We start from the raw sequence: 25664 nt of genomic DNA on the forward strand, positions 1-25664 counted from the left end.
AATGTGAAAAAGTTTTTAAGTTATTTGAAATGGACTAGTGGTAATAGATTGTTTAAAATACTTGTAAAATAAGAGTTTAGTGGAGTTTATGGTTATTGGGATTTATAGATGAAATTTATAATATAAATAATTATAAAAAAATCAAAATCCTATTTCAAGTTGTTTTAAATAGCTTTATTTTTAAGTATTGCAATTAGAAAAATTATTTAATTTTAAAAAATTTAAATTTGAAATTTAGATTTTAAATCTAGCAATATCTAAGATTTATTTTAAACTCCTGTTTTAAATTCTTTAAGTACAAACAATAATAACACCTCGTTTTAACACGATTTTATTATCATTTTTCAACTCTTTTAAAACCCTTGAAATACTTTCCCTTGAGCTACCTACTACTCTTGCTAATTCTTCATGAGTGATTTTTAATTCATTATTACTTGCATTATCTTTTATATATTTTAAAACACGATTTGAAAGCGGCATAAAAGCAAAATCTTCTAAAAATTGCATAATTTCGCTAAGTCTTTTAGAAATAATGTCTAATTTTAGCTGTTTAAATTCTAAATATTTTTCGCTTAATTCTTCTAAATCTTTGCTAGGAATTACCCAAACATTAGTATTTTTTACAAACTCAATATTAACATCAAAACTAATATTATTTAGCACGCAAGAAGCTGATAATAAGCAATATTCATCATTTGATAAATTAAAAATATCAATCTTTCTAATGCCATTATCAATAAATATCTTAATACTTCCATCAATTATAAATATAAGCCCTTGACAATCCCATAAATCATCACCTTTTTTATAAGTCTTAAAAAGACCTTTTTCTAAACATTTTTTAATTAGCTCATTATTTGTAAATATAGAATTTAAAAAATCTTCAATCTTTTTCATTGTAACTTTATCACATACATAATTTTAAAAACTCTTATACTTTATCAAAAAAAGGAATATTATGAGTTTAAATAGAAGGAATTTTTTAAAAATCGCAGGAATTGCTAGTGTAAGCAAGGTTTTTGCGAATACTAATCAAGAAACAATGGCAAAACTAATTGATTTAAGCCTTTGCGATGGCTGTGCTAATTTAGCAACACCTTTATGCGTAAGTGCTTGTAAATTAAAAAATAAAGATGTTTTTCCTAAACCAATTAGCGAAATACCAAATTATTATCCACAAAAATTTTACGAAGATTTCAAGACAAAAAAGATGAGATTAATAGGCTAAATCCTTATAATTTCATCTATGTTGAAAAATTAAACATAGATAATAAAAATATAAATATCCCAAGACATTGTATGCATTGTGATGACCCAACTTGCCTTAAAATATGTCCTTTTGGAGCAATTAGCAAAGATAATTCAGCAGTTAAGATTAACCCTAATGTTTGTTTTGGTGGAGCAAAATGTAAAGATGTTTGCCCTTGGCACATACCACAACGACAAGCAGGAGTTGGAGTTTATCTTAAAATAGCACCTAAATTAGCAGGTGGCGGAGTTATGTATAAATGCGATTTATGTGCTGATATTAGCATTCCTGCTTGTGTGAGTGCTTGTCCTAAAAACGCAATGATATATGCAAATAAGGAAAAAATAAAATTACTAGCCCTAAAAAAGGCACAAGAATATAAAGATTTAGCCAAAGATGATGGCACATATATTTACGGAGATAAACAAAACGGCGGAACTGCGACTTTTTATGTATCACCGATTTCGTTTGAAAAAATTCAAGAAGCAATAAGCAAAAAACACGCAAACAACACTCAAGGAATAGCACATATGAAAGTAGATATAAATAACAAAATAACCAGTAATGACAAAATTATTAAAAGTGTTTTATTAAGCCCGATTGCAGGTGTTTTAGCAGGTGTTTTACTAAGGAAAAAAAATGAAAATTAAAAGACAAAGTATATTTAATCAAATAACTCATTTAGGAATAATGATTAGTGTTTTTGCATTGATTTTTAGTGGTATTTTGCAAATGCCTGTCGCAAAAAGATATATGATTTATAAATTACCTTTAATGTCTTGGAGTGTGGATTATTATATTAGTTTGATGATTCATTATATTTTTAGTATTAGCTTGATATTTTTTGTGTTTTTGCATATTACATATTATATTTTACGCAAAGATTTTTCAATGCTTCCAAAAAAAGGTGATATTAAAAAAAGCATAAAATTAATCTATGCAATAATTTTTAACAAAGAAGAAGAACCTTGCGAAAAATACCTACCAGAACAACGCCTTGCGTATTTAGGACTTGTAATTATTATGGCTGTTTTGATTATTACAGGGCTTATTAAAACTTATAAAAATTTAGCAGGAATTTCAATTAGTGAAAACTCTATATTTTTAGTAGCATTACTACATAATATTGGAATGTTTTTAATGATTTTTTGGATATTTATACATTTATTTGCTTTTGTTTTTAAGACTAATAGAGCACTTTTAGGTGCTATGTTTGGTGGAAAAATTGATGCTAAATATGTATTAAAAAGACATAAATTATGGTATGAAGGTGTAAAAGCCGCTAAAAAGGTCTTAAATATGTTATGAGCTTTACTAGAACTAAATTATAAATTTGATTATTTGTTTAGTTGAAATTGATACCGATGAAATATACTTAAGAAAATAAATTTTCATAATATAAAAATAAGAAAAATTAGTAAAAACAAAGGACAAATTTAAGCAAATTTGCAAGTATTAAACAAAGCCAAAATTATTACTAACTTTACTAAAAAAGGCATAAATCATATAATCAAATAAAAATATTATATTTATTTTGTAATACCAAAATATAGTTTTAAGAACTACTAATATTTTAAGATTAAATTAAATATTTTCAGTTAGATAACAGGTATAAAAAAGTTTGTCTATTGTATTATTTCGTAGTTATTTCTATTATTAAATCTTTAAAAGAACACTTTAAACAAACATTGATAAATTAAAGCTTGTGATGATTTATAAGAATTTAAATTTGCTTAAAATATAGTCTATTATTGTTTTACTTTTAGCTTTGATTTTACTCAAATCTTCAACCAAGAAAAACTTAGAAAATATAAATATATTCAAATAACGCTCAATAATAGAAAAAATAGCAATAGATATTAAAAAAATCGCAAATAATATAAAGATAAAAAATACAAAATTTTCATTAGCTAAATTCTTATTTGAAGTGGCAAAAATTATTGTAATAATAGCGCTAATAAAACCAAAAATAACACTCAAAGCATTGCTAAAAGAAAAGCCATTAATCTTGCTTTTTAAAATATAAAAAGCATTGCAATTAGGACATTTTAGACTAATAAATCCTAAATCTTTTTTATAAGTTAATTTTGAGATTTTACAAGAACAAATATCACACTTTTTATAAAATATATTTATATTTTTACTAAGATTAATCATAAAGTCTTTTAATTTGTTTAACCTAGATTTTTTAATTTCAATTGTTTCACTATTATCAAATAAAACAAATTTTGAAAATATAAACAATTCTAAATAATCATGAATGAATGAAAAAATACTTGCAATAATCAAAAAAGTTAAAAACCATATTGCTACTTGAATAATTCTGCTATTAATAAATTTATCCAATAAAGCAATAGGCACAATAGAAAGCAATGCACAAACCCAACGAGAAATATCTACTAAAGCAGCATCTATCATAACAAAAGACATTTTGTCTTTTAATCTATACAAGGCATTGCAATTAGGACATTTTAGACTAACAAATCCTAAATCTTTTTTATAAGTTAATTTTGAGATTTTATAAGAACAAATATCACACTTTTTATTGATAATTTCCACTTTAATTTCCTTGTAACAAAATGTTTTATTTTATATCAGATAATACTTGTGATTTTATCACTAATTTAAATTCTTTTAGTTATATTTAGCTAGTTGTATCTTATTAATATTTGCTTTTTTACTTCATTTAAAAATAAGAATATTTCTTGATATTTTTTTGCATAATTAATATAAAAATATTTTGTTTAATATATTTAATTATGAAAAATAATTCAAATAATTATATTAAAAATAAAAATGTGTATTCTAAACCACAACTCATTTTAATTCTCCTTTTAATTTATTTAAATAATTTGTATAAACATCATTAGAGCAATCACTTATATAATTGTCTAAACTAAGATAATAATTATCAACAAATAACCTAGCAAAAGAATCATAAATTCTATCAAAATCAGGATGCTCTGGGATTTTTAGCTCTCTAAAAGACATATATGATTTTGCATAGTTACAAGGCACAAAATAACCATAAATATCATAATTTATTAGCTTATCTTTACTAAGTCTAGTTGGTAATTTTGAAGCTTCTTCTTCAAAGCGTTTTTCATATTTTTTATAATTTTCATATAATTGCACTTCTTTATCAACTATCAATTTTACACTTTTAAAAAATTTTCCATCTATCGTATAGTTTTGCTTTTCAATTGTGCTTAATAATAAGGTATTTGGTTTTTTAAGTTCTGTTACTTCGTGTTTTGGACTTTGCTGTAAATTAAAATGACTTATGAATAATATTCCGTGAAAGGCAATCATTAAAAATGAGAAAAAATAAAAGATAACTTGAATAAATTTTTGATTTTGTTTCATTATTAACTTATAAAACCACCAAATTAATAGTGAAAATACAATTGGTAGCAATAGTTGTAAAACTACAAATCCCCCACCGATATCTCTATCAATAAGCCCAACTCTTATAACCAAATAAAAAAATAAAATATATAAAGCTATTATAAATCTAGGATAAAGGTTCATTCCTATAAAAAATGTAAGGGCAAAAAGCGTAGGATAGGTAATAAAAAATGGCACATAATCTATAGGAATTAAAATACTAATAATCCCACTAGCTAAACCATGTAAATTATCTAAAAAATATGTTAGATATATTAAAAACTCATTCATATCTTACCTTTAAAATAAAGTTAATTTAGTAATAATACATTCTTTATTACACTAAATCAAACCAAAAATCTTAAGCAAAACAATAACTAATCTAATAACAAAATAAACACAAGCTAACTGCAAACCAAATATAACAACTTTCATAAAAGGATTGTAGTATTTGTTAAAAAATCTAAAAGCTTTATCATAGTATTTATAAAAAAATCTAAAAATATTAAAACCGCGCACGCCGTATTTTTTATATATTGACAATTGTTTTAGAAGTAGTTCTGTTTCTTTTACATGTTCTTTGAAAAATTCCTTCTCGCGTCTAAAAGCATCAAGCAAATCCTCATAATACCATGCACAATCATGATAAAACTTCTTTGGTATATCATTTATCATAGTTATATTTTCATTTTTCATAATCTCTTTACAAGTAGCATGAACAAAACTATGACTAGGATTATCGCTTACTATCACACGCACTGCACCTGATGTCTCTCGTGCAAAACGCTTTAAAAGAGTCTCATACATAATTTCAAATTCCACATAAGCTTTGTATTCTTTTGTATCATGTAATTCTTTGTTTAAGCGAGAGCTAAATATATTATAAATATCAACACACTTAAACATATCGCTTTTTAAGGTTTTTAACAAGCTTTGCTCGTCTATATCAAAAACCCTTATAAAAGCGTTTTTCAAGCTTATATTTGTATCAATATCCAAAAACTTTAAAGCGATAGTTTTATCAATACTTCTTGTATCTTTTATATCATTTACCCCTTCGCAAAAAACGGTGTATTTATTAAAAACTCCAAGATATCTTAAATCTAAATGCTTTGCTATATAATCAAAATACCCTGTATCATCAGCAATATCCAAAATTTCGTTTGCCTCATCTAATGATAGTTTTGTTTGTTCTAACTTTTGTTTAGTTATCTCATCTAAAACATATACTTTTCTTCCATAGCCTTTACAAGCTAACAAAGCATCTTTTACTACGCTAAAGATTTCATCTTTGCTAAGCGGTGATTTATCTTTAATGTCTAAAACTCTACATATATAATCATACCCTATTACATTAAAGCCTTCTTTGTTATCTTTAATAGTAGAATCAAGCACTTTTATATCTAAAATCTCATAGATATAATCATACATCTCGTTTCCAATCATCTCGTGCAAATTATAATCTATCACAAGCTCTATAAAGGTATTTTGGTACCACATAATATACACAGCCTTGCTAAGATAAGCATGATCAAACTCTGGGTCTTCATAATGGTAGCATTCAAGCAAAAAACACTCTTTATCACTATCAAATAAAAACTTTTTTCTTTCTGGAATAGTTTTATACCTTCTATTGTAAATGTTAAATATTTTAGATAATTTATATTTTTCATCAAGTTCTTTTGTGATTACTACATTTTCAAAAGCCATTTTTACCCCACTTTTTATAATATTTTAAAATAATACTATTTTTATATTTTAAAATCATTGTATTTTTTAAATACCTTTAAATAGAATATATAATATGAAAAATATCAATAAAAATATCTAAAGCATTTATTTAAATTCTACTAATTTTAAAGAATTTAAAACAAGATTTGAAAGCTAAAAAATGTAGTTAAAAATTATAGCTATTTAAAATATTCATATTTATTTAAATATTGTAATTAGAAAATGTATTGTGATATTAATAATAAATAAGGGGATTATATCCCCTTACAATTAGTCGTTTTTATGAATTTGTAATTTTGCTCTTGAATAAAGTCCCGTTCCAACAGGTATCATTCTACCTAAAACAACGTTTTCTTTTAAGTCTTCTAAATAATCTACTTTACCAGTTACACTAGCTTCAGTTAATACTTTAGTAGTTTCTTGGAACGAAGCAGCCGAGATAATACTATCACTGCTAACTGACGCACGAGTAACACCCGTTAAGCGCGGTTCTGCAATAGCTGGACTTCCACCAAATTTCATAACAGCTTCGTTTTCTTCAGCAAATCTACGCTTACTTACTACATCGCCTACTATAAACTTAGTATCTCCACTATCTATAATGGTTACTTGTCTTAACATTTGTGAAATAATAATTTCTATATGTTTATCACTAATTGCAACGCCTTGTCCGCTATAAACTTGCTGAATTTCACTAATTAAATAATGGTGCAATGCTTTCTCGCCTAATATTCTTAAAATATCATTACTTGTAATTGTTCCATCAGTTAAACGCTCACCTGCATGAACCATCTCACCATCTCTTACTTGGATTTGGCTATGGCGGTCAATTGTATGCTCAACTAAATTGCCATCAGCACCTTCTATAGTAATAACTTGACGCATACGGCTAGCTTGACCTAGTCTTACAATTCCATCAATCTCAGCTAATGTAGCAGGGTTTTTAACCTTTCTTACTTCAAATAATTCAGTAACTCTTGGAAGACCACCCGTAATATCCTTAGACTTAGTTGCTGCCTTTGGAGTTTTAGCTAGAATTTGAGCTACTTTTACCTTTTCATTATTATTTACATAAATAACGGTTTTTGATTCTAGTTGATATCTGATTGTGCTTCCATCATCTTTTGTAATCACAATAGCAGGTTTCATACTAGCAGGTAAATATTCATTAACTACTAAAGAGCTATTTCCTGTTAATTCATCAGTTTGCTCTTCAACACTAAAGCCTGGTTCAATATCTACAAAGCTTACAACACCATCACTCTCAGCTATTATAGGGTTATTATATGGGTCCCATTGAGCTATTATATGGCTTTCATTACTTGCATCTGTAACTATTAAATCATTAGCGTTTTTAATTATTTCATTACTTCCAAATTCTATTTTAGATTTTCTTGGAACATAATGGCGAATAGCTTCTCTATCATTTCCATCTGAAATAATTACAAATAAACCTTTTTCATTAACTATATGACCTTTTTTAAGCTCAATTTTTTCTAAACCATCGCTTTTTTGAATGTAATAGTTTAATTTACCAACCGCATTTGCTCTAATATCTTGAGCTACTGGTGCTCCATCTTCTATTAATAATTCTGATGCGTAAGGAATACGTCTTGGAATGTTATAGTCTTCTTTAATAACTTCAACTATACTTTCATTTTCAACAACTTTATCACCTTCTTTATAAGGTAAATAAAGCTTTCCTAATAAGTTTCCACTAACACCAGCTAATTCGTTGATTTTTGCAACATCGTGTTTTCTTAAAATATATTTTTGCTCTTTTTTACCTGATTTTACAACTATAGTTATATCATCGTGCGCATTAATATATGAAATACTTCCATCAAATGGAGCTTTAATCTTAGGCTCAACTAAAAGGATATTTGCATTTCTACGATTTGCGATAATTTGTTTGCCTTCATTATTTTTATAAGTTTGAACATTATAAAATCTTATGAAACCTTCTTTCTTAACTTCTACTTGTCTATCTTGCATATCAGTTGTAGCAGTTCCCCCGCTGTGGAAAGTTCTAAGTGTTAGCTGAGTTCCTGGCTCACCGATTGATTGAGCTGAAATAATACCAACAGCTTCACCAGTTTTAACCAACTTACTTTCAGCAAGGCTAATTCCGTAGCACTTAGCACAAATTCCTTTTTTAGCTTTACAAGTAATTGGAGTTCTAATTGTAACTGATTTGATATTGCTTTGAACAATGCTTTTTGCTTTTACTTCATCAATTAATGTGCCTTCATTAAATAATACTTCATTGCTAATTGGATCAATAACATCATCAGCTAAAACCCTACCTATAATTCTATCGTGTAAGTTTTCAACTACAACACCATCAGCAGTAATTTCACTAACTTCTATACCTTCGTGAGTTCCACAATCATTCATAGTGATTTTCACATTTTGAGCAACATCAATTAGCTTTCTTGTTAAGTGTCCTGCACTTGCGGTCTTTAACGCAGTATCCGCAAGACCTTTTCTAGCTCCGTGAGTTGAGATAAAGTATTCAAGAACATTTAGCCCTTCTCTAAAGTTTGAAGTAATTGGTGTTTCAATAATAGAACCATCAGGTTTAGCCATAAGACCACGCATAGCTGCTAGCTGTGAAATTTGAGCCGTTGAACCCCTAGCACCTGAATCAGCCATCATATAAATTGAGTTAAATCCTGCTTTATCGTTTTTCATTAAATTAATCATATTTTTTGATAATTCATTATTAGTATTTTTCCAAATATCAATAATTTTATTGTAACGCTCACTAGCAGTGATTAGACCTTGGTTAAATGAGTTTTGGATTTCTCTTACTTTTGCTTTTGCATTTTCTATATTATCACTCTTTTCATCAGGAACAATAATATCAGCAATAGAAATTGAAATACCAGCTTTTGTAGCGTATTCAAAACCTAAATTCTTAAGATTATCAAGGAAACTTGCGCTAATTTCTAAGCCACCATTTTTATAAACATAATCAACTAATGCTCCGATATCCTTTTTCTTTAAAACCTTATTCCATAATTCTTCAGGAACAAAATCAGGTAAAATTGATTTGATAATTAAACGACCCGCAGTAGTTTTAATACTCTTACCATTTACAACTGATTTAATTGTAGCATGAATATCAAGTGAGCCTGTTTGCATAGCCATTAATACTTCATCAACACCAGTGCAAATCTTATTAGCACCTTTTGCATCTGTTTTTTCAAGCGATAGATAATAAATACCTAAAACCATATCTTGTGATGGAACTGTTATAGCCTTACCACTTGCAGGTAATAAAATATTCATTGAGCTTAGCATTAATATCTTACATTCTGCTATTGCTTCTTGGCTAAGTGGAACATGCACAGCCATTTGGTCGCCGTCAAAGTCAGCGTTAAATGCAGCACAAACTAAAGGGTGTAACTGAATAGCTTTACCTTCAACTAGCACCGGATGGAAAGCTTGAATTGAAAGCTTGTGTAGAGTTGGTGCACGGTTTAGCATTACAGGATGATCTTTTACTACTTCTTCTAAACATTCCCATACTTCGTTAGTCTTTTCGCCTATCATTTTATGAGCTTGTTTAACCGTAGTTGCATAACCTTTTTCTTCAAGTTTAGCTAATAAATGTGGTTTAAATAATTCTAAAGCCATTTGTTTAGGTAAGCCACATTGATCCATTCTAAGTTTTGGGCCAACAACAATTACGCTACGACCTGAAAAGTCAACACGCTTTCCAAGTAGGTTTTGTCTAAAGCGTCCTTGCTTACCTTTGATGATTTCAGTAAGTGATTTTAGAGTTCTTTTATTCGCACCTTTAGCTGCTCCTGTTTGTTTTCTAGCGTTATCAAACAATGAATCAACAGCTTCTTGAAGCATTCTTTTTTCGTTTCTAATAATAATTTCAGGCGCATCAAGTTCAATTAATCTTTTTAAACGAGAGTTTCTGTTAATTACACGGCGATATAAATCATTCACATCAGAAACAGCAAATTTTCCACCATCTAAAGACACTAATGGGCGTAAATCAGGTGGTAAAACAGGTAAGCATGTAATCATCATCCATTCAGGGCGATTTCCTTCTCCACTTTGAGAACTTGCTAAAAAGCTTTCTACAATTTTTAATTTTTTAATAATTGCAGGTTTTTTTGATTTTGGAGCTAGTTCGCAAGCTTCTTTTAATTCTCTTACCATATCTACTAAATCAAGTTCAGCTAATAAATCATGAATTACTTCTCCACCCATTCTAGCTTTAAAGCCAGTATCTTCATATCTTTCATTTAAAGCTTGGAATTGTTCTTCGCTGATTACGCTATATTTTGTAACTTTTTTATTATCATCATAAGTTGCAGTATGCGCATCTCCAACAGCTTCTACAATATATGCTTCATAGTATAAAACACGGCTTAAATCTTTTGTAGAAATATCTAAAAGTGTTGAAATTCTTGCAGGTATTGCATTTGAATACCAAGTATGAGCCACTGGAGTAACTAATTCAATATGACCCATTCTAGTGCGGCGAACTTTACTTGTAGTTACTTCAACTCCACATTTTTCACATTTAACGCCTTTAAAACGCATTTTTTTATATTTTCCGCAAAGACACTCATAATCTCTAATTGGTCCAAAAATCTTAGCACAAAATAAGCCATCTCTTTCAGGCTTAAGTGTGCGATAGTTTATAGTTTCTGGTTTTTTTACTTCACCAAATGACCATGAACGAATAGCCTCAGGGCTAGCTATTTTAAACCCTATGGCATCAAATTGACTTGGTTTTTCTTCTTCGTTAAGTTGGATTTTTTTATATTTCTTATTCATCATCATTATCCTCTTTATAAATCTCAACATCTAAAGCTAAAGATTTTAGCTCGTTTGTAAGAACAAAAAATGTCTCAGGAATTCCTGCTGAAGTTACATTTTCGCCTTTTGCAAGTGCTTTATACGCTGCAAATCTTCCATCAATATCATCAGATTTAATAGTTAGCATTTCTCTTAAGGTATGTGCTGCACCATAAGCTTCTAATGCCCAAACTTCCATCTCTCCAAATCTTTGACCTCCGAATAATGCTTTACCACCAACAGGTTGTTGTGTAACAAGACTATATGGACCTGTACTTCTTGCGTGAACTTTCTCATCTACTAAGTGGTGAAGTTTAAGCATATACATAACGCCCACATTTACACGCTCTTTCATCTTTTCGCCTGTGCGACCATCGTATAGCTCACTTTTGCCATCCATATCTATTCTAGCCATTTCAAATAGCTTTTTAAATTCTTCTGCAGTTACACCTTCAAAAACAGGAGCTCCAAATTTAACGCCCTTACTCCAATCTCTTGCGTGGCGAATAAACTCATCATCACTCATATCTTTAAGATAAACTTTAGCGTCCATTAATCTTGAAATATCGCAAATATCAATCATTTTTTGGCGTAATTCTTTAATAAAATCAGCTCTTTTTGCATCAAATATTTCTTGAATTTGTTCTCCTAGTCTAAGTCCTACTAAACCTAAATGGCTTTCTAGAATTTGACCTATATTCATACGGCTTGGAACACCTAGTGGATTTAAAACAATATCAACAGGTCTTCCATCAGGTAAATAAGGCATATCAACTTCAGGAACTATGCAAGAAACTATACCTTTATTTCCGTGACGACCTGCCATTTTATCCCCAACTTTTAACTTACGCTTAGTTGCTATATAAACTTTTACAAGTTTTACTATACCATTTTGTAAAATATCATCTTTTTCTAATATTTCTAATTTTTCATCATGCTCTTGTTTTAAAGCTTTTTTCTCATTTTGGAAATGATTTTTTAAATTCTCATAATAAGCTTGCACATCTTTAGGATAAGCTTTAATAATGCTTCCGATAGCAAAACGATTTAAATTAGATAAATCATCTTCTTTTACGATTTCACCTTTTTTATAAGATGTTCCACCTATAGTTTCAGCTTTTTCTAAAGGAGTTTCTTTTAATAATTTAGCAATCTTTAGATTTTCTTCTCTATCCATCATTAATAATCTATCATGATAGTCTTTTTCTAATACTAAGCGTTCAGCATCTTGAGCTGCTTTTGCACGAGCATCTTTTTCATGACCTTTTTTTGTAAATACTTTTACATCAATTACAACGCCTTCAACACTAGCACCTGCATATAAAGATTTATTAACTACATGACCTGCTTTTTCTCCAAAAATCGCTCTTAATAATCTCTCTTCAGGAGTTGGTTTTACTTCACCTTTAGGAGAAACTTTACCTACTAAAATCATACCAGGTTTTACATGTGTTCCGATTCTTACAATACCGCTCTCATCTAAATGTGCTATATCTTCATCTTTTACATTCGGAATATCACGAGTAATTTCTTCAACGCCATCTTTTAATTCACGAGCTTCTATTTCTTTTTCATAAACATGAACACTAGTAAATGCGTCTTCACGAATCATTTTTTCGCTCATTACAATAGCATCTTCGTAGTTGTAACCATTCCAAGGCATAAATGCAATTAAAGCATTTTTACCAATAGCAAGCTCTCCTTGATCCATAGAAGGACCATCTGCAATTACTTGTCCTACTTTTACTATATCGCCTTTTCTTACAATTGGTTTTTGAGAAAATGTTGTATTTTGGTTTGTTCTTAAGTTTTTTTCTAGTTTGTAATGGTCTATATATAAACCATTATCATCTTCGCCTAATATAAATATATTATTGCTATCAACTTTTTCTACTTTACCTGAACGCTTAGCTTTGATTGCTTCCCACGCATCTCTTGCTACTACTCTTTCCATACCTGTTCCAACTATTGGAGCAGTAGCAGTAAGCAATGGAACTGCTTGACGCTGCATGTTTGAACCCATTAGCGCACGGTTTGCGTCATTGTGTTCTAGGAAAGGAATTAACGAAGCTGCAAGTCCAACGATAGCTCCTGAAGTAAGGTCAATAAGTCCTACATCTTCGCGTTTTGCTAGTATCGTTTCTCCATCTATTCTAGCTTCAATTAAATCATCAACAATATTTCCATTTTCATCTACTTTCGTAGAAGCTGGTGCAATACAAATTCCTTCTTCTTGAGTAGCAGTTAAATACACGATTTCATCGCTTATTTTACCATCTACAACTTTTCTATAAGGAGCTTCAACAAAACCTAAATCATTAACTTTTGCATAAGTTGAAAGCGAGTTAATAAGACCGATATTTTGACCTTCTGGAGTTTCAACAGGACAAATTCTTCCATAATGAGTTGTGTGAACATCACGAGCTTCAAAACTTGCTCTTTCTTTCACTAAACCACCCTCACCTAAAGCTGATAATCTTCTTTTATGTGTAACTTCACTAAGTGGATTTGTTTGATCCATAAATTGTGATAACTGACCGCCCGTAAAGAAATCAAGTAGTGTAGAAGTAATCATTTTTGAATTCACTAAATCACTTGGCATTAATTCTTCAATAGGAGTAGTAATTGAGCTTAATTTATCTTTAATACCTTTTTGAATTTTCGCAAAACCTATGTGTAATTCATTAGTTAATAACTCACCAATAGCTCTAATTCTTCTATTTCCTAAATGGTCTCTATCATCTAAATATCCACGACCTGATTTAATTCTGTAAAGATATTGAATAGTTTTTACTATATCTTCTCTAGTTAAAACGGTTACATATTCAGGAACATCAAGTCCTAATTTGTGGTTCATTTTCATACGACCAACTCTTGTTATATCGTATCTTTCAGGGTTAAATAACATATCTAAAATATAAGTTTTTGCTGCTTCTAAAACAACAGGATCACCTGGTCTTAATACTCTAAATATTTTAGCTATTGCAAATTCTTCTTCGTTTTCATAGTTTTCTGAACGCTTAAATGATTTAAACATATCTAAATCATTTTGAAGAGTTTTTAACATTGAATCATCAATTCCTGAACCAACATCATTAGCTATTTTAAAATCACTACCATTATGAACTAAAGCAATTAGTTTATCTTCATCAAGCATTGTAAGAGTATCAAATAATAATTCCCCAGTATTTTTATCATATACAGGCTCTGCTAATTGACGATTAGCCAAAATATCAACAGGATATTCTATTAATTTTAAACCTGATTCTTCAAGTTCTTTAATTTTTCTTTTAGTTAATTTCTTACCTGCTTCGTGAACAACTTCACCTTTTTCATTAATTAAATCAAATTCAACTCTATCGCCTATAGCATTAATATCAAATTTTGTATAGAATTTATGTTTTTTTAGTGTTATTGTTTGAATTGGATAAAATAATTGAATAATATCTTCTTTGCTATATCCTAATACTCTTAATAAAAGTGTTGCTTGGAATTTTCTTCTTTTATTAATTCTTGCATATAAAATATTTTTTGAATCAAATTCAAAATAAATCCAAGCTCCTCTATCAGGTATAATTTGGCTAGAATAAAGTAATTTATTACCTTCTTCGCTTTCTTTAAAAATAACACCTGGACTTCTATGAAGCTGATTTACAACTACTCTTTCAACCCCATTGATAACGAAAGAAACTCTATCTGTCATTAAAGGTATATCACGAATAGTAATATCTTGTTCTTTTATATCTTTAATTCCAATTTTTTCACCAGTTTTTTCATCTCTATCATATAACGTCAAGCGAATTTTTGCACGCAAGTTAGCTGCATACGTAAGACCTCTTTCCATACACTCTCTTACTGTGTATTTAGGCTTTACAAATTCACAAGATACGTAATCTAAACTTAATCTATTTTGAGAATCACTAACAGGAAAAAAAGATTTAAAAACTTTTTCTATACCACTTTCCCTGTCTTCATTACCAATATTTAAAAAATAATCAAAGCTTTTTTGCTGTAATTGTAATAGATTTGGAATCTCAATTTGCTGTGGAACGTTTGAAAAATCCACCCTTAATCTGTTTCCTGAATGTAAGCTATTTAACATATATGTACCTCTTGGTAAGTTTTGAAAGAATAGTTTTGTTGTAAAAACAACACAATACAAAAATAGCCCTAAAAATAGGGCTAAATAAATTATTTAAGTTCAACCTTAGCGCCAGCTTCTTCAAGTTGTTTTTTAGCTTCTTCAGCATCTGCTTTGCTAACACCTTCTTTTAATGTTGATGGAGTACCTTCAACAGCATCTTTAGCTTCTTTTAAGCCTAATCCTGTTAATGCACGTACTACTTTAATAACATTAATTTTGTTAGCACCTGAATCTACTAACACAACGTTAAATTCTGTTTTTTCTTCTTCAGCAGCAGCTGCAGCACCACCTACAGCACCAGCAACCATCACAGGAGCTGCACTAACACCAAATTTTTCTTCAAATTCTTTAACTAATTCAGATAGTTCTAAAACACTTAGATTTGAGATATATTCTAATACATCTTGTTTTGTAATTGCCATTTTTTATCCTTTATAAAATTATTCTTGTTCTTTTTTTTCTTTAAGTGCATTTAAACCGATTGTGAAATTTTGAATCGGCGCATTCCAAACTTGCAATAACATAGCAAGTAACTCTTCACGAGATGGCATTTTAGATAATGCAGTAATTTTATTAGCATCTGCAACTTCACCATCTATGTGACCAAACTTAACTTCAAACGCATTATTTTTTTCAGCAAATTTAGCTGCTACTTTTGTAACTGCTAACGCGTCTTCTCCCCAAAGATAAATATTTGTATCTTTAAGTGTTAAACCATTTTTGCCTGATTTTTCTAAAGCAATACTAGCTAAAGTATTTTTAATAACTTCTACTTTAACATTAGCAACTCTTGCAGAATCACGTAATACTTCTAATTGCTTAGTAATAATACCTTTATAATTACAAACAACAACAGCATTGTTTGTTGTAAATTCATCAGAAAGTCTAGCTATTAGTTCTTCTTTTTGGTTTCTTGTCATCGTTTCTCCTTTCCGATTTATGATTTAAGCAGAGAGACAAAAGTCAATTAAGTAATAAACCTCGGCTGTCACAAATCAAATTTTTATTTAAATTCTTTACGCAAAAAAACTAAAATAAAAATTTGAAAAAGAATAGCTATATTTTTAACATAAAAAGTTTAAAAAATAGCTATTCATAGAAAAAATTATTTTAAATCTAATAATTCTTGAGTTTCAAGTTTTAAACCTGGACTCATTGTTAAAGATAGAGTTGCACTCTTAATATATCTACCTTTTGCAGTTGCAGGTTTATGTTTATTAATTGCTTTTACAAAAGCACTAACGTTATTTAATAATTTTTCTTCAGAAAAACTAACTTTACCTAAACCAGCATGAATATTTCCTTGTTTATCTACACGGAAATTAACTTGTCCTGACTTAGCATTTTTAACAGCTTGAGCTACATCCATAGTAACTGTTCCTGTTTTAGGATTTGGCATTAAACCTTTAGGTCCTAAAATACGGCCAACTTTACCAACTAGCCCCATTAAATTTGGAGTTGCTATTAATACATCAAAATTAATATTACCTTTTTGAATTTCTTCTACTAAATCATCATCACCAACAATATCAGCTCCTGCTGCTTTCGCTTCATCAGCTTTAATATCTTTTGCAATCACAGCTACACGAACCTTTTTGCCAGTTCCTTCTGGTAATACTACTGAACCTCTTACCATTTGATCAGCATGTCTTGGATCAACATTTAATTTCATTGCTATTTCAACGGTTTCATCAAATTTAGCTGATGATAAAGTTTTAATAACTTTAATACCATCATTTAGTGAATATTCTTTTGTTAAATCAACTTTTTTTAATAATTCTTGAATTCTTTTTGCTTTTTTTGCCATATTTTTCTCCGCATTTTTTAAAGTGCTTCCGCCTTAACCCGGCGGTTAGGTTCTTATTAATCTACTACTTCAACACCCATTGATCTAGCAGAACCTGCAATAATCTTAGCAGCTTGCTCACGATCTTTTGTATTTAAGTCAGCAATTTTTCTATCAACAATTTCAAGTATTTGAGCTTTTGTTAGCTTACCTACTTTATTTTTTAAAGGATTATCAGTTCCTTTTGAAATACCTGCAGCTTTTTTAATTAAATCTGTAGCAGGTGGTTGTTTTGTTATAAATGTAAAACTTTTATCAGCATATACTGTTATAACTACTGGAATATTATATCCCGCCATATCTTTTGTACGCTCATTGAAAGCCTTACAAAATTCCATAATATTAACACCTTGTTGTCCTAAAGCAGGTCCTACTGGTGGTGATGGATTTGCCTTTGTTGCAGCTATTTGTAATTTAATTTCCCCAACAACTTTTTTAGCCATAATGACTCCTTAATTTATTAAATAATTTTTTCTACTTGTGAATATAGTATTTCAACTGGCGTACTTCTTCCAAAAATTGAAACATTAAGTTTTAAAGTACCCCTAACCATATCGTATTCTTCTACAATACCTGTAAAATTCGCAAACGAGCCTTCAGTAATCCTAACACTTTCTCCATTTTCAAAGAAAATTTTAGGTCTTGGAGCTTTTTTATTATTAGCTTTTTCTAAAATCAAATTAACATCCTTCTCACTTAAAGGAGTAGGTTTTTTAGATTCTCCAATAAATCTTCCAACTTTAGGCAATTTTTGAATTTTATGCCATAACTCTATATCTAAATCAATGTTTGCAAAAACATAGCTAGAATATAAACATTTTGCTGTAATTTTCTGTTTTCCATTCTTACCTGTTTCAATAACATCTTCTGTAGGAACTAAAACTTCTTTTAATCTATCAGAAATTCCATTTTCATAACATAATTTCTCAATAGCTCTTTTTACAGCCATTTCGCTACCTGCGTAAGTCTGAATTGCATACCATTTAAAATTCATCTCGCGCCCTTATAAAATACTCTTTAATGAAAAAGACATAATAAAATCAACAAAAGCTAAAAATAAAGAAATAACGGTAACTACAACAACTACCGTAATAAAAGCATTTTTTACTTGTCCTTTAGTTGGAAAAAATACTTTTGCTAACTCAGCTTTTGATAACTTAAAATAATTTATTAATTTTTCCATTTTAAAACCTTTAATTGGCAGGGCAAGAGGGATTCGAACCCCCAACCATCGGATTTGGAATCCGGCGCTCTACCGTTGGAGCTATTGCCCTAAAATTAGCTTTTTAACTTAACTTCTTTATGAACTGTATGTTTTCTTAATCTTGGGCAATACTTTTTAAGTTCTAACTTTTCAGTAGTATTCTTTGAATTTTTAAACGTACTATAATTAATATCGCCTGTTTCTTCGCATTTTAAACCAATTTTAATTCTCATAACATTTCCTTTTAGTTTTTAGAGTAGGTATAAAACCTACTCATTTAAATTACTTAATAATTTTTGATACAACACCTGAACCAACTGTTCTACCACCTTCACGGATAGCAAAACGAGTACCTTCTTCAAGTGCAACTGGTTGAATTAATGATACAGTAATTCTTACGTTATCACCAGGCATAACCATTTCTGTGCCTTCTGCTAACTGAATAGAACCTGTAACGTCAGTTGTTCTTACATAGAACTGTGGTCTATAGTTATTAAAGAATGGAGTATGTCTACCACCTTCTTCTTTAGTTAAGATATAAACTTCAGCTTCAAAGTCTGTATGTGGAGTAATAGTTTTTGGTTTAGCAAGAACCATACCACGAATAACATCTTCTTTTTTTGTTCCGCGTAGTAATACACCTACGTTATCACCAGCTTCACCTTGCTCCATTTCTTTTCTAAACATTTCAACACCAGTAACTGTTGTTGTTTGAGTATCTCTAATACCAACGATTTCGATAGTATCTCCAACTTTAACGATACCTTTTTCAATACGTCCTGTTACAACTGTACCACGACCTGAAATTGAGAATACGTCTTCAATTGGCATTAAGAAATCTTTGTCAGTATCACGAACTGGAGTTGGGATATAGCTATCTACTTGAGCCATTAGCTCTAAAATTTTAGCTGACCATTCGCCATCTTTACCAGCTTTTGCTTCTTCTAAAGCTTGTAAAGCTGAACCAGATACGATTGGAGTGTCATCGCCTGGGAAATCATATGAACTTAATAATTCTCTAATTTCCATTTCAACTAGCTCTAATAATTCAGCATCATCAACCATATCAGCTTTGTTCATAAATACTACGATATATGGAACACCAACTTGGCGTGATAATAGAATGTGCTCTCTAGTTTGTGGCATTGGGCCGTCTGCTGCTGAAACAACAAGAATAGCGCCATCCATTTGTGCAGCACCTGTAATCATGTTTTTAACATAGTCTGCGTGGCCTGGGCAGTCTACGTGAGCGTAGTGACGATTTTCAGTCTCATACTCAATATGAGAAGTAGCAATTGTAATACCTCTTTCTTTTTCTTCTGGAGCATTATCAATATTATCATAATCTTTAAGCTCTGCAAGACCTCTTCTTGATAAAACAGCTGAAATAGCAGCAGTTAAAGTAGTTTTACCGTGGTCAACGTGACCAATTGTTCCGATATTCACGTGTGGTTTATTACGTGAGAATTTTTCCTTTGCCATAATACTTCCTCCGTATTAATAAAATTAATTACTAGTCTAAAATTATTACCTTTTTGAATAAATGGAGCTCATAGTGGGACTTGAACCCACGACCTCTCCCTTACCAAGGGAGTGCTCTACCTCTGAGCCATACGAGCGCTCAGAAAAATTATAACTTTAGACAACAAATACACTAAAACTTAAACTATTTTTGGAAAAACTTGTGAAGCGATAAAAATTACAGCTCCCAGTTCTTGCAAAAAAGTTGGAGCGGGAAACGAGACTCGAACTCGCGACCCTCAGCTTGGAAGGCTGATGCTCTAGCCAACTGAGCTATTCCCGCATCTATAATGGTGGTGAGTCGTGGATTCGAACCACGGAAGGCAAAGCCAGCAGATTTACAGTCTGCCCTCGTTGGCCACTTGAGTAACTCACCTTTATTTATAAAAATAAAGCCTTTTTTGTTCTGGTCAAACACTGCTAAAAATAAAATGGAGCTGGTTAAGGGACTTGAACCCCCGACCTGCTGCTTACAAGGCAGCTGCTCTACCAACTGAGCTAAACCAGCATAAATCAAAAATGAAAGACGGCATTATATGTAAAAATTTTTCATTTGTCAAGAGTAAGTTATAATTTTTTTAAAAAAAGGAGCAATATGAAAATTTTGTTTTCACCAAGTGAAGAAAAAATAAATAGCTTAAATGCTTGTAATATAGATGAATTAAAGATATTTTTTACTAATTTAAATTTAGACAATCTCTCAATAAAATCTCAATTTAGAAAATCATATATAAAGGAATATATAAATCATTTTGATAATTTAGAATTAATTTTTGGTGTTAAAAATACTCAAAATATATTAAATAATTTCTCTAATAAACTATATAAAGCAATAATTTTATACCAAGGAGTTAGTTATAAAGAATTAGATTACAATAGCTTAAATAATGAAGAAAAAACATATATTGATGGTAATGTAATTATATTTTCCAACCTTTTTGGACCTATTCTTGCAAATGATGAGATACCATTTTATAAACTCAAACAAGGGGTGAAATTAAACAAAATCAACCAAGCTAAAGAATATTTAAAAGATACAACAAATAATCTAAATGAAATAATAAAAGAATTTGCAATTGACCTTAGAGCTGATATTTATAAAGACTATTATAAAATTCAAATTCCGCACGCAACTTTTATTTTTATGAAAAATAATAAGCAATTATCTCATAGTTCAAAAGTCTATCGTGGCAGGGTTCTAAGGCTATTAGCACAAAATAATATTACTAATATTAAAGAATTATCTAATATGATTTATACCAATTTTTCTGTAATAAATATAGAAAATATAGAAAATAAAACAATATTTTATATTGATATAAAGGATTAAAATGGGAAGCTTGTATTTACTAGTTATACTAATCGTATTTTTACTGATAGCATTTTTAATTACGCAATATTTCAACGCAAGAATAAATCTATTAAAACAAAAAATATCAGTAATTGATGATAAATTAAACGAAGCAATGAAGCTAATAGAAAGAAATAGATTATTAATAGAAGATAATAAAGAAAATATATTAGCTCAAAAAAAAGCTAGAAAGGACGAAGAATGAATTATTTGCACTTATTAAAAACTCGTTTTGCTTGTAAAGAATTTAATAACGAAAAAGTTTCTCAAGCAAAAATCAATGCTATTTTAGAAGCTGGAATTTTAAGCCCTAGCTCATTAGGGCTTGAGCCTTGGACTTTTTATGTTTTACAAAGTCCTGAAAACATTGAAAAATTAAAACAATTTTGTAATTCTAAAAGACAATTTGAAACTTGTGCTTTTGCTGTAATTGTAGCTGCAAAAAATAATTTTGACCCAAAGGGTAGCGTAGTTCAAAATGCGCTTAAAAGAAGAGAAGATTTTGATAAAGTTTATGAATTATATTCGCCTTATCTAAAGCGTTTAGAAACTAGAAACGCTCACGAATATGGAGCTTTACAATGCTATATAGCAGCTACAAATATGGTAAATTGCGCTCATACTTTAGGCGTTGATTCTTGCATTATCGGAGGATACGACGAAGCACCGATTAATGAAGAATTTTTACCAAAAGATGAGTTTTGTGCTTTAGTTTTAACTTTTGGCTATAGAGCAAACGGGCAACCAAAGCATAAAAAAATGAGATTTTCGTTTAACGAAAAAGTAAAATTTATATAAGCATTCTATCTTCAAAATAAATTACATTTTATACACTAGCCTTTTTAGGCTAGTAAATCCAAAATTATTTTTTATTATTTGGATTTAATTGAGCACCACGATTTCCATGAACTTTTGCGTGAGCTGGGTTTTGACCTGAAATGCCTTTATTGGCATTAGCTTGATTTGCTTTATGGTTTGCATTAGCGTTATTCATAATATCTCCTTTCATAAAATAATTTATTATACCCCCCCCCCATTCTTAATTTTTACTTAAAAAATATAAATTTAAAATTCATATATTTAAAACTTATTATATATTTAAGCATAAATTAAGAATGGGGGGGGGTATTATCTCGTTTTTATTTTATTTTAAAAGGATTAAAAATGAATGCGACGATTTTATTCTCTCAAATTCAAGACAAGTTGCCTAAGAAAATAGGTGGATTTAAAAAAGCTCTTACAGCAAATCAAAATTACTCAAAACCAATTATGAGTAATGAAGAATTATTAAAAAAACTAGAAAGTTTAAGCGAAACCGAGCTTAAAGAAGTTGCTAAAATGCTTGAAAAAGACAAGCTTGATAGTCCTAGTGTATGTTTTTGGTTGCACAATTTCGTATTAGGATCTTTCGGTGTTTCAAGATTTAAGGTAGGGCATTTTAAAATAGGTATTATAAAATTATTAATTCTTATAATTTATCAAATAAGTTATATTGCAACGCTTTTAATTAGATTTGATCCACAAATTACTTTTATATTTTATTTATTAGTTTGTGCATTTTGGTTTATAGATTTATTTAGCATAGGTGTATTTTTAAGAAATAAAAACCTAGAAAAGGTTAATAATATCATAGACTTAGTAAAGGCAAGAAATGCAAATTAAGATACTTTGTATTTTTAATGAAAGAACATTCTCTCATTTTTAAATTTCAATAAAGGAATACCAATGAATAATCAATTGCAATCTGAACTTTTAAGCTGCATCAATAGTTATCCTAAAGATACTTTAGCAGTCACTTGTGACAATATAAGCGATTTTAATTTAAATAGTAATTTGCAAGATATTACTATTAATAGTAATGTTAAAATTATAAAACTAATACCTAAAAATTCGCAATATAATTATGAATTATTCAATAATGAATCAGGGTTAGAATTAGCAAGTGTTATTGATAAGAATATTAAACTAAATAATGACAATATTGCTACTACGCAAATGCCCAATATAACACCTACTAATAATTACAACAATGATTATAAAACTACTCAAGAAGTGCCTAATTATAATCATAATGAACCTAAAAATTCAATAGTATTTGAATATTTACCTGAATTTATATTTGGATGTTTAGTAGCAGCATTAATAACAACATTAGTAACTGTAATTTGTAAATTATTTCATAAAACTAATATTACAGTATATAGAGATTATTGTGATGCTATGTGCAGTTTATTAAATTACATAATAATATTTATTTTAATGTTATTAGCATTATTGCATTTGGATAATAAAATAGGAATCTTTCCTATAATATCTTGTTTATTTGCATTAATGCTAAGTCTATTTTACAACCTATTATGTTCAATTAGAACCAATAATGGTATATTTCAAATTGCAGTATCATTTATTACTAAAATAATATTAGGTATAGTTACCTTATTCTATATACATTCATTCTTTTGTAAACCTAGAAGGTCTGATGATGAAACTACTTATGAATACCATAAAAGATGTAGGGATTATAGTAAAGATAGTCTTATAAAATCAACAATCTTGCTAACTATTATGTACAACATTATTGAATATAGAGTATTTATTTATGATCCTAATAATATGGTTGAAGAAGAAGAGTATGATGAAGAATACTATGAAGAAGAAGAGTATGATGAATACGAAGAAGTTGATAATAAAAAATATTTAAAATAAGGATGAATAAATGAATAATTTAAACAACGAAGTTAAAAAGCCTTTTATTGATAGTAAAAACTATCCTTTCAAACTAATTTATAAAGATAAATATTTTGAAGTAGTAGTCGGTGAAGCACAGACAAATAAGGGTGAATTATCAATAGGCATAAGGACAAATCATTTTCCTAAGGATAATTTTCACAATGATTGTTATTTTATTTTCCCATCGCATTTTGGCGTTGAGTTTTTAAAATTATTTATATTAGACAATAACCCAAATAATGAAAACATCTCTCAAGCTATTGCAAAAATATTTGAAGATAATAGGAGTAACAATGAAAAAAATAATAATTAGTTTATTTTTAAGCACATATTTAAGTGCTTTTAATTTTTCTTTTTTTGATAATACACCAAAATGCAATGATGAAGTAGCACTTGAAGCCCTAGAAGAGCTTATAAGAGAAAATGCTCCTGAAGTAATATTTAAATATGGCGTTATTAAAGCATTTCAAGATGAAGTAGAAAATACGATAATTAAAGTGCGAGAGTTTAAAGATTATGATTATTCATATAATGGTAATTTTGCTGAAAGCTACACAGTAAATGCTTATAAACCCGTAATTGATTTATTGAATCAAATAATAAAATATGTAAGCACTAATGTTAAGATGGATTTTTCTAGCTTTGTAACACTAAAAAACGAAGATGATAGAGCAAGATATTGTAATGCTAATTTGAAATTTGTTTATCCAACTATGCCAAATGAATTAAGCAGTAAAATAACAGATGGCAAGATAAAAGGCATAGTTGTGAATGGTGGAGAAAACGAAACTACAATAAAATATAAAACTTATTACACAGATGATAAAGAGCAAGTTTATGTAGAGCTAATTGATTATTAAAATATTTTTACTCAAACCTTTAAAGGCTTGAGTAAAATTTAAAATTTATAGCTTAATGCAAGTCCTATGCTACCGCCTTTGCTAATATCATTAACATAACCAAATCTTACTCCTGCATAAATATTATTCGCAAATGTATAGCCTAAAGATATATCAAATTCTGCATTCAAATCTTTTTCTTTTATAGTGTCAAAATAATATTTAAGATACACACCGCCACTCATTGTAAAATTATTTTCAAATTGCTTTCTAGCAGCAACACCAGTCTTTAAAAACATTGAATTTGCACTAACATTAATATCATTTGTATCAATATTATAAAACTTAGTTTCAAAACTTCTACTAGCATAACCTAGACCACCTAACAACGATAAAGAAATATCACTACCAACTAAAATTCCATAACCACCAAGTGCTGAAAAACTATTAAAGCTATCTTTGATTTTACCTTTAACATTATATGAATTTACAAAATCACTATTAATTTCAGCGTGGGTAAATCTAATATCATATACAAAATGATTTTCTTCATTTGTGTAAAATCTATTTGTATACAAATCAGCTCTACCAACAAAATTATCTTCTAAACTAACTCCATTTTCTTCAACCAAACTAGCTCCATAAATATCCAAACCAACAAAATTGCTTGCAAAAGCATTTACGCAAATTAACGAAAAAACTAATTTTTTCATAATATCTCCTAAAATAATTTTAAAAATATAATAATACCCCCCCCCCCCATTCTTAATAAAAGCTTAAAAATAAAATTATTAAAACCAATTTTTAAGGAATTTAATTATTTATTATTTTATAA

26 protein-coding genes and 5 tRNA genes are annotated in these 25664 nt (G+C 29.1%); 10 read left to right on the forward strand and 21 right to left on the reverse strand.

Annotated features, from left to right (window positions below):
* Positions 1-291: 291 nt before the first annotated feature.
* Positions 292-897, reverse strand: coding sequence for a Crp/Fnr family transcriptional regulator (locus tag AVBRAN12640_RS07250; RefSeq protein WP_336609150.1), 606 nt, complete (start codon positions 895-897; stop codon positions 292-294).
* A 61-nt stretch (positions 898-958) separates the two neighbouring features.
* Here AVBRAN12640_RS07250 and AVBRAN12640_RS07255 point away from each other — a divergent pair, with 61 nt between their 5' ends.
* The 3 genes from AVBRAN12640_RS07255 (at position 959) to AVBRAN12640_RS07265 (ending at position 2557) form a co-directional block, all read left to right on the forward strand.
* Complete coding sequence (locus AVBRAN12640_RS07255; RefSeq protein ID WP_336609149.1) at positions 959-1228, forward strand: hypothetical protein; 270 nt, start codon at positions 959-961, stop codon at positions 1226-1228.
* A 71-nt stretch (positions 1229-1299) separates the two neighbouring features.
* Positions 1300-1899 carry a 4Fe-4S dicluster domain-containing protein gene (locus AVBRAN12640_RS07260; protein ID WP_336609148.1) on the forward strand — a complete coding sequence of 200 codons (600 nt, stop codon included), beginning with the start codon at positions 1300-1302 and terminating at the stop codon, positions 1897-1899.
* Entirely contained in the window at positions 1889-2557 is a 669-nt protein-coding gene (locus tag AVBRAN12640_RS07265; protein ID WP_336609147.1) for a cytochrome b/b6 domain-containing protein, read from the forward strand. Before AVBRAN12640_RS07260 ends, AVBRAN12640_RS07265 begins: the two co-directional genes overlap by 11 nt.
* Positions 2558-2962: 405 nt before the next feature.
* Here AVBRAN12640_RS07265 and AVBRAN12640_RS07270 read toward each other — a convergent pair whose 3' ends face one another.
* The 18 genes from AVBRAN12640_RS07270 to AVBRAN12640_RS07355 all read right to left on the reverse strand — a co-directional run bounded on the left by AVBRAN12640_RS07270 (position 2963) and on the right by AVBRAN12640_RS07355 (position 20417).
* On the reverse strand, positions 2963-3808 hold the full coding sequence (locus AVBRAN12640_RS07270) for a hypothetical protein (RefSeq protein WP_336609146.1): 846 nt from the start codon (positions 3806-3808) through the stop codon (positions 2963-2965).
* Between the two features lie 258 nt (positions 3809-4066).
* On the reverse strand, positions 4067-4927 hold the full coding sequence (locus AVBRAN12640_RS07275) for a hypothetical protein (protein ID WP_336612979.1): 861 nt from the start codon (positions 4925-4927) through the stop codon (positions 4067-4069).
* A gap of 51 nt (positions 4928-4978) precedes the next feature.
* Positions 4979-6346, reverse strand: a complete 1368-nt coding sequence (locus AVBRAN12640_RS07280; protein WP_336608942.1) for a hypothetical protein — start codon at positions 6344-6346, stop codon at positions 4979-4981.
* Between the two features lie 291 nt (positions 6347-6637).
* Entirely contained in the window at positions 6638-11176 is a 4539-nt protein-coding gene (gene rpoC / locus AVBRAN12640_RS07285; RefSeq protein ID WP_442862233.1) for a DNA-directed RNA polymerase subunit beta', read from the reverse strand.
* A complete protein-coding gene (gene rpoB / locus AVBRAN12640_RS07290) occupies positions 11166-15296 on the reverse strand; it encodes a DNA-directed RNA polymerase subunit beta (protein ID WP_214119982.1) in 4131 nt (1376 codons plus the stop codon). The genes rpoC and rpoB overlap by 11 nt, the downstream gene beginning before the upstream one ends.
* 89 nt (positions 15297-15385) lie before the next feature.
* A complete protein-coding gene (gene rplL, locus AVBRAN12640_RS07295) occupies positions 15386-15760 on the reverse strand; it encodes a 50S ribosomal protein L7/L12 (RefSeq protein ID WP_214118192.1) in 375 nt (124 codons plus the stop codon).
* An 18-nt stretch (positions 15761-15778) separates the two neighbouring features.
* A complete protein-coding gene (gene rplJ, locus AVBRAN12640_RS07300) occupies positions 15779-16258 on the reverse strand; it encodes a 50S ribosomal protein L10 (protein ID WP_214118194.1) in 480 nt (159 codons plus the stop codon).
* Between the two features lie 185 nt (positions 16259-16443).
* Positions 16444-17145: a 50S ribosomal protein L1 gene (gene rplA / locus AVBRAN12640_RS07305; protein ID WP_214118196.1), complete on the reverse strand. Its 702-nt coding sequence runs from the start codon at positions 17143-17145 to the stop codon at positions 16444-16446.
* Positions 17146-17201: 56 nt separating this feature from the next.
* Complete coding sequence (gene rplK / locus AVBRAN12640_RS07310; RefSeq protein WP_214118198.1) at positions 17202-17627, reverse strand: 50S ribosomal protein L11; 426 nt, start codon at positions 17625-17627, stop codon at positions 17202-17204.
* A gap of 17 nt (positions 17628-17644) precedes the next feature.
* A complete protein-coding gene (gene nusG / locus AVBRAN12640_RS07315) occupies positions 17645-18178 on the reverse strand; it encodes a transcription termination/antitermination protein NusG (protein WP_214118200.1) in 534 nt (177 codons plus the stop codon).
* Positions 18179-18187: 9 nt separating this feature from the next.
* Positions 18188-18367 (reverse strand): preprotein translocase subunit SecE, encoded by a 180-nt coding sequence (gene secE, locus AVBRAN12640_RS07320; protein WP_214118201.1) that lies wholly within the window; start codon positions 18365-18367, stop codon positions 18188-18190.
* 15 nt (positions 18368-18382) lie between these two features.
* Positions 18383-18458 (reverse strand) — tRNA-Trp (locus AVBRAN12640_RS07325).
* Positions 18459-18462: 4 nt separating this feature from the next.
* Positions 18463-18621: a 50S ribosomal protein L33 gene (gene rpmG, locus AVBRAN12640_RS07330; RefSeq protein WP_214118203.1), complete on the reverse strand. Its 159-nt coding sequence runs from the start codon at positions 18619-18621 to the stop codon at positions 18463-18465.
* 49 nt (positions 18622-18670) lie between these two features.
* Positions 18671-19870 carry an elongation factor Tu gene (gene tuf, locus AVBRAN12640_RS07335; RefSeq protein ID WP_336608943.1) on the reverse strand — a complete coding sequence of 400 codons (1200 nt, stop codon included), beginning with the start codon at positions 19868-19870 and terminating at the stop codon, positions 18671-18673.
* A gap of 62 nt (positions 19871-19932) precedes the next feature.
* Positions 19933-20007, reverse strand: a tRNA-Thr gene (locus tag AVBRAN12640_RS07340).
* A 108-nt stretch (positions 20008-20115) separates the two neighbouring features.
* Positions 20116-20192: transfer RNA gene (locus AVBRAN12640_RS07345), tRNA-Gly, on the reverse strand.
* A gap of 8 nt (positions 20193-20200) precedes the next feature.
* Positions 20201-20285: transfer RNA gene (locus tag AVBRAN12640_RS07350), tRNA-Tyr, on the reverse strand.
* A gap of 56 nt (positions 20286-20341) precedes the next feature.
* Positions 20342-20417 (reverse strand) — tRNA-Thr (locus tag AVBRAN12640_RS07355).
* 87 nt (positions 20418-20504) lie between these two features.
* Here AVBRAN12640_RS07355 and yaaA point away from each other — a divergent pair.
* From yaaA to AVBRAN12640_RS07370, 3 genes are read left to right on the forward strand one after another with little or no spacing between them, the layout of a single operon-like run.
* Complete coding sequence (gene yaaA, locus AVBRAN12640_RS07360; protein WP_336608944.1) at positions 20505-21239, forward strand: peroxide stress protein YaaA; 735 nt, start codon at positions 20505-20507, stop codon at positions 21237-21239.
* A gap of 1 nt (position 21240) precedes the next feature.
* A complete protein-coding gene (locus tag AVBRAN12640_RS07365) occupies positions 21241-21465 on the forward strand; it encodes a hypothetical protein (protein ID WP_214118209.1) in 225 nt (74 codons plus the stop codon).
* Entirely contained in the window at positions 21462-22058 is a 597-nt protein-coding gene (locus tag AVBRAN12640_RS07370) for a nitroreductase family protein (protein ID WP_336608945.1), read from the forward strand. Before AVBRAN12640_RS07365 ends, AVBRAN12640_RS07370 begins: the two co-directional genes overlap by 4 nt.
* 64 nt (positions 22059-22122) lie before the next feature.
* Here AVBRAN12640_RS07370 and AVBRAN12640_RS07375 read toward each other — a convergent pair whose 3' ends face one another.
* On the reverse strand, positions 22123-22254 hold the full coding sequence (locus AVBRAN12640_RS07375) for an alpha-amylase (protein ID WP_336608946.1): 132 nt from the start codon (positions 22252-22254) through the stop codon (positions 22123-22125).
* Positions 22255-22424: 170 nt separating this feature from the next.
* Here AVBRAN12640_RS07375 and AVBRAN12640_RS07380 point away from each other — a divergent pair, with 170 nt between their 5' ends.
* The 4 genes from AVBRAN12640_RS07380 to AVBRAN12640_RS07395 all read left to right on the forward strand — a co-directional run bounded on the left by AVBRAN12640_RS07380 (position 22425) and on the right by AVBRAN12640_RS07395 (position 24850).
* Positions 22425-22922 (forward strand): hypothetical protein, encoded by a 498-nt coding sequence (locus tag AVBRAN12640_RS07380; protein ID WP_336608947.1) that lies wholly within the window; start codon positions 22425-22427, stop codon positions 22920-22922.
* Positions 22923-22985: 63 nt separating this feature from the next.
* Positions 22986-23966 (forward strand): hypothetical protein, encoded by a 981-nt coding sequence (locus AVBRAN12640_RS07385; RefSeq protein WP_336608948.1) that lies wholly within the window; start codon positions 22986-22988, stop codon positions 23964-23966.
* A 10-nt stretch (positions 23967-23976) separates the two neighbouring features.
* On the forward strand, positions 23977-24303 hold the full coding sequence (locus AVBRAN12640_RS07390; protein ID WP_336608949.1) for a hypothetical protein: 327 nt from the start codon (positions 23977-23979) through the stop codon (positions 24301-24303).
* Positions 24284-24850, forward strand: coding sequence for a hypothetical protein (locus AVBRAN12640_RS07395; RefSeq protein WP_336608950.1), 567 nt, complete (start codon positions 24284-24286; stop codon positions 24848-24850). The genes AVBRAN12640_RS07390 and AVBRAN12640_RS07395 overlap by 20 nt, the downstream gene beginning before the upstream one ends.
* Before the next feature lie 38 nt (positions 24851-24888).
* Here AVBRAN12640_RS07395 and AVBRAN12640_RS07400 read toward each other — a convergent pair whose 3' ends face one another.
* Positions 24889-25542 (reverse strand): hypothetical protein, encoded by a 654-nt coding sequence (locus tag AVBRAN12640_RS07400; protein ID WP_336608951.1) that lies wholly within the window; start codon positions 25540-25542, stop codon positions 24889-24891.
* Between the last annotated feature and the right edge of the window lie 122 nt (positions 25543-25664).

Source organism: Campylobacter sp. RM12640 (genome assembly GCF_020137595.1).
Taxonomy (GTDB): Bacteria; Campylobacterota; Campylobacteria; order Campylobacterales; family Campylobacteraceae; genus Campylobacter_E.

What these genes read in the sequence shown, in the direction of transcription:
- AVBRAN12640_RS07390 (WP_336608949.1), top strand. Translation starts at nt 23,977, where the DNA reads ATGAATAATTTAAACAACGAAGTTAAAAAGCCTTTTATTGATAGTAAA.
- rpoB (WP_214119982.1), bottom strand. Translation starts at nt 15,296, where the DNA reads ATGTTAAATAGCTTACATTCAGGAAACAGATTAAGGGTGGATTTTTCA.
- rplJ (WP_214118194.1), bottom strand. Translation starts at nt 16,258, where the DNA reads ATGACAAGAAACCAAAAAGAAGAACTAATAGCTAGACTTTCTGATGAA.
- AVBRAN12640_RS07280 (WP_336608942.1), bottom strand. Translation starts at nt 6,346, where the DNA reads ATGGCTTTTGAAAATGTAGTAATCACAAAAGAACTTGATGAAAAATAT.
- yaaA (WP_336608944.1), top strand. Translation starts at nt 20,505, where the DNA reads ATGAAAATTTTGTTTTCACCAAGTGAAGAAAAAATAAATAGCTTAAAT.
- AVBRAN12640_RS07375 (WP_336608946.1), bottom strand. Translation starts at nt 22,254, where the DNA reads ATGAATAACGCTAATGCAAACCATAAAGCAAATCAAGCTAATGCCAAT.
- AVBRAN12640_RS07365 (WP_214118209.1), top strand. Translation starts at nt 21,241, where the DNA reads ATGGGAAGCTTGTATTTACTAGTTATACTAATCGTATTTTTACTGATA.
- AVBRAN12640_RS07275 (WP_336612979.1), bottom strand. Translation starts at nt 4,927, where the DNA reads ATGAATGAGTTTTTAATATATCTAACATATTTTTTAGATAATTTACAT.
- AVBRAN12640_RS07395 (WP_336608950.1), top strand. Translation starts at nt 24,284, where the DNA reads ATGAAAAAAATAATAATTAGTTTATTTTTAAGCACATATTTAAGTGCT.
- AVBRAN12640_RS07385 (WP_336608948.1), top strand. Translation starts at nt 22,986, where the DNA reads ATGAATAATCAATTGCAATCTGAACTTTTAAGCTGCATCAATAGTTAT.
- rplL (WP_214118192.1), bottom strand. Translation starts at nt 15,760, where the DNA reads ATGGCAATTACAAAACAAGATGTATTAGAATATATCTCAAATCTAAGT.
- rplA (WP_214118196.1), bottom strand. Translation starts at nt 17,145, where the DNA reads ATGGCAAAAAAAGCAAAAAGAATTCAAGAATTATTAAAAAAAGTTGAT.
- AVBRAN12640_RS07250 (WP_336609150.1), bottom strand. Translation starts at nt 897, where the DNA reads ATGAAAAAGATTGAAGATTTTTTAAATTCTATATTTACAAATAATGAG.
- AVBRAN12640_RS07255 (WP_336609149.1), top strand. Translation starts at nt 959, where the DNA reads ATGAGTTTAAATAGAAGGAATTTTTTAAAAATCGCAGGAATTGCTAGT.
- nusG (WP_214118200.1), bottom strand. Translation starts at nt 18,178, where the DNA reads ATGAATTTTAAATGGTATGCAATTCAGACTTACGCAGGTAGCGAAATG.
- rpoC (WP_442862233.1), bottom strand. Translation starts at nt 11,176, where the DNA reads ATGATGAATAAGAAATATAAAAAAATCCAACTTAACGAAGAAGAAAAA.
- tuf (WP_336608943.1), bottom strand. Translation starts at nt 19,870, where the DNA reads ATGGCAAAGGAAAAATTCTCACGTAATAAACCACACGTGAATATCGGA.
- AVBRAN12640_RS07260 (WP_336609148.1), top strand. Translation starts at nt 1,300, where the DNA reads ATGCATTGTGATGACCCAACTTGCCTTAAAATATGTCCTTTTGGAGCA.
- AVBRAN12640_RS07400 (WP_336608951.1), bottom strand. Translation starts at nt 25,542, where the DNA reads ATGAAAAAATTAGTTTTTTCGTTAATTTGCGTAAATGCTTTTGCAAGC.
- AVBRAN12640_RS07380 (WP_336608947.1), top strand. Translation starts at nt 22,425, where the DNA reads ATGAATGCGACGATTTTATTCTCTCAAATTCAAGACAAGTTGCCTAAG.
- secE (WP_214118201.1), bottom strand. Translation starts at nt 18,367, where the DNA reads ATGGAAAAATTAATAAATTATTTTAAGTTATCAAAAGCTGAGTTAGCA.
- AVBRAN12640_RS07370 (WP_336608945.1), top strand. Translation starts at nt 21,462, where the DNA reads ATGAATTATTTGCACTTATTAAAAACTCGTTTTGCTTGTAAAGAATTT.
- AVBRAN12640_RS07265 (WP_336609147.1), top strand. Translation starts at nt 1,889, where the DNA reads ATGAAAATTAAAAGACAAAGTATATTTAATCAAATAACTCATTTAGGA.
- rplK (WP_214118198.1), bottom strand. Translation starts at nt 17,627, where the DNA reads ATGGCTAAAAAAGTTGTTGGGGAAATTAAATTACAAATAGCTGCAACA.
- rpmG (WP_214118203.1), bottom strand. Translation starts at nt 18,621, where the DNA reads ATGAGAATTAAAATTGGTTTAAAATGCGAAGAAACAGGCGATATTAAT.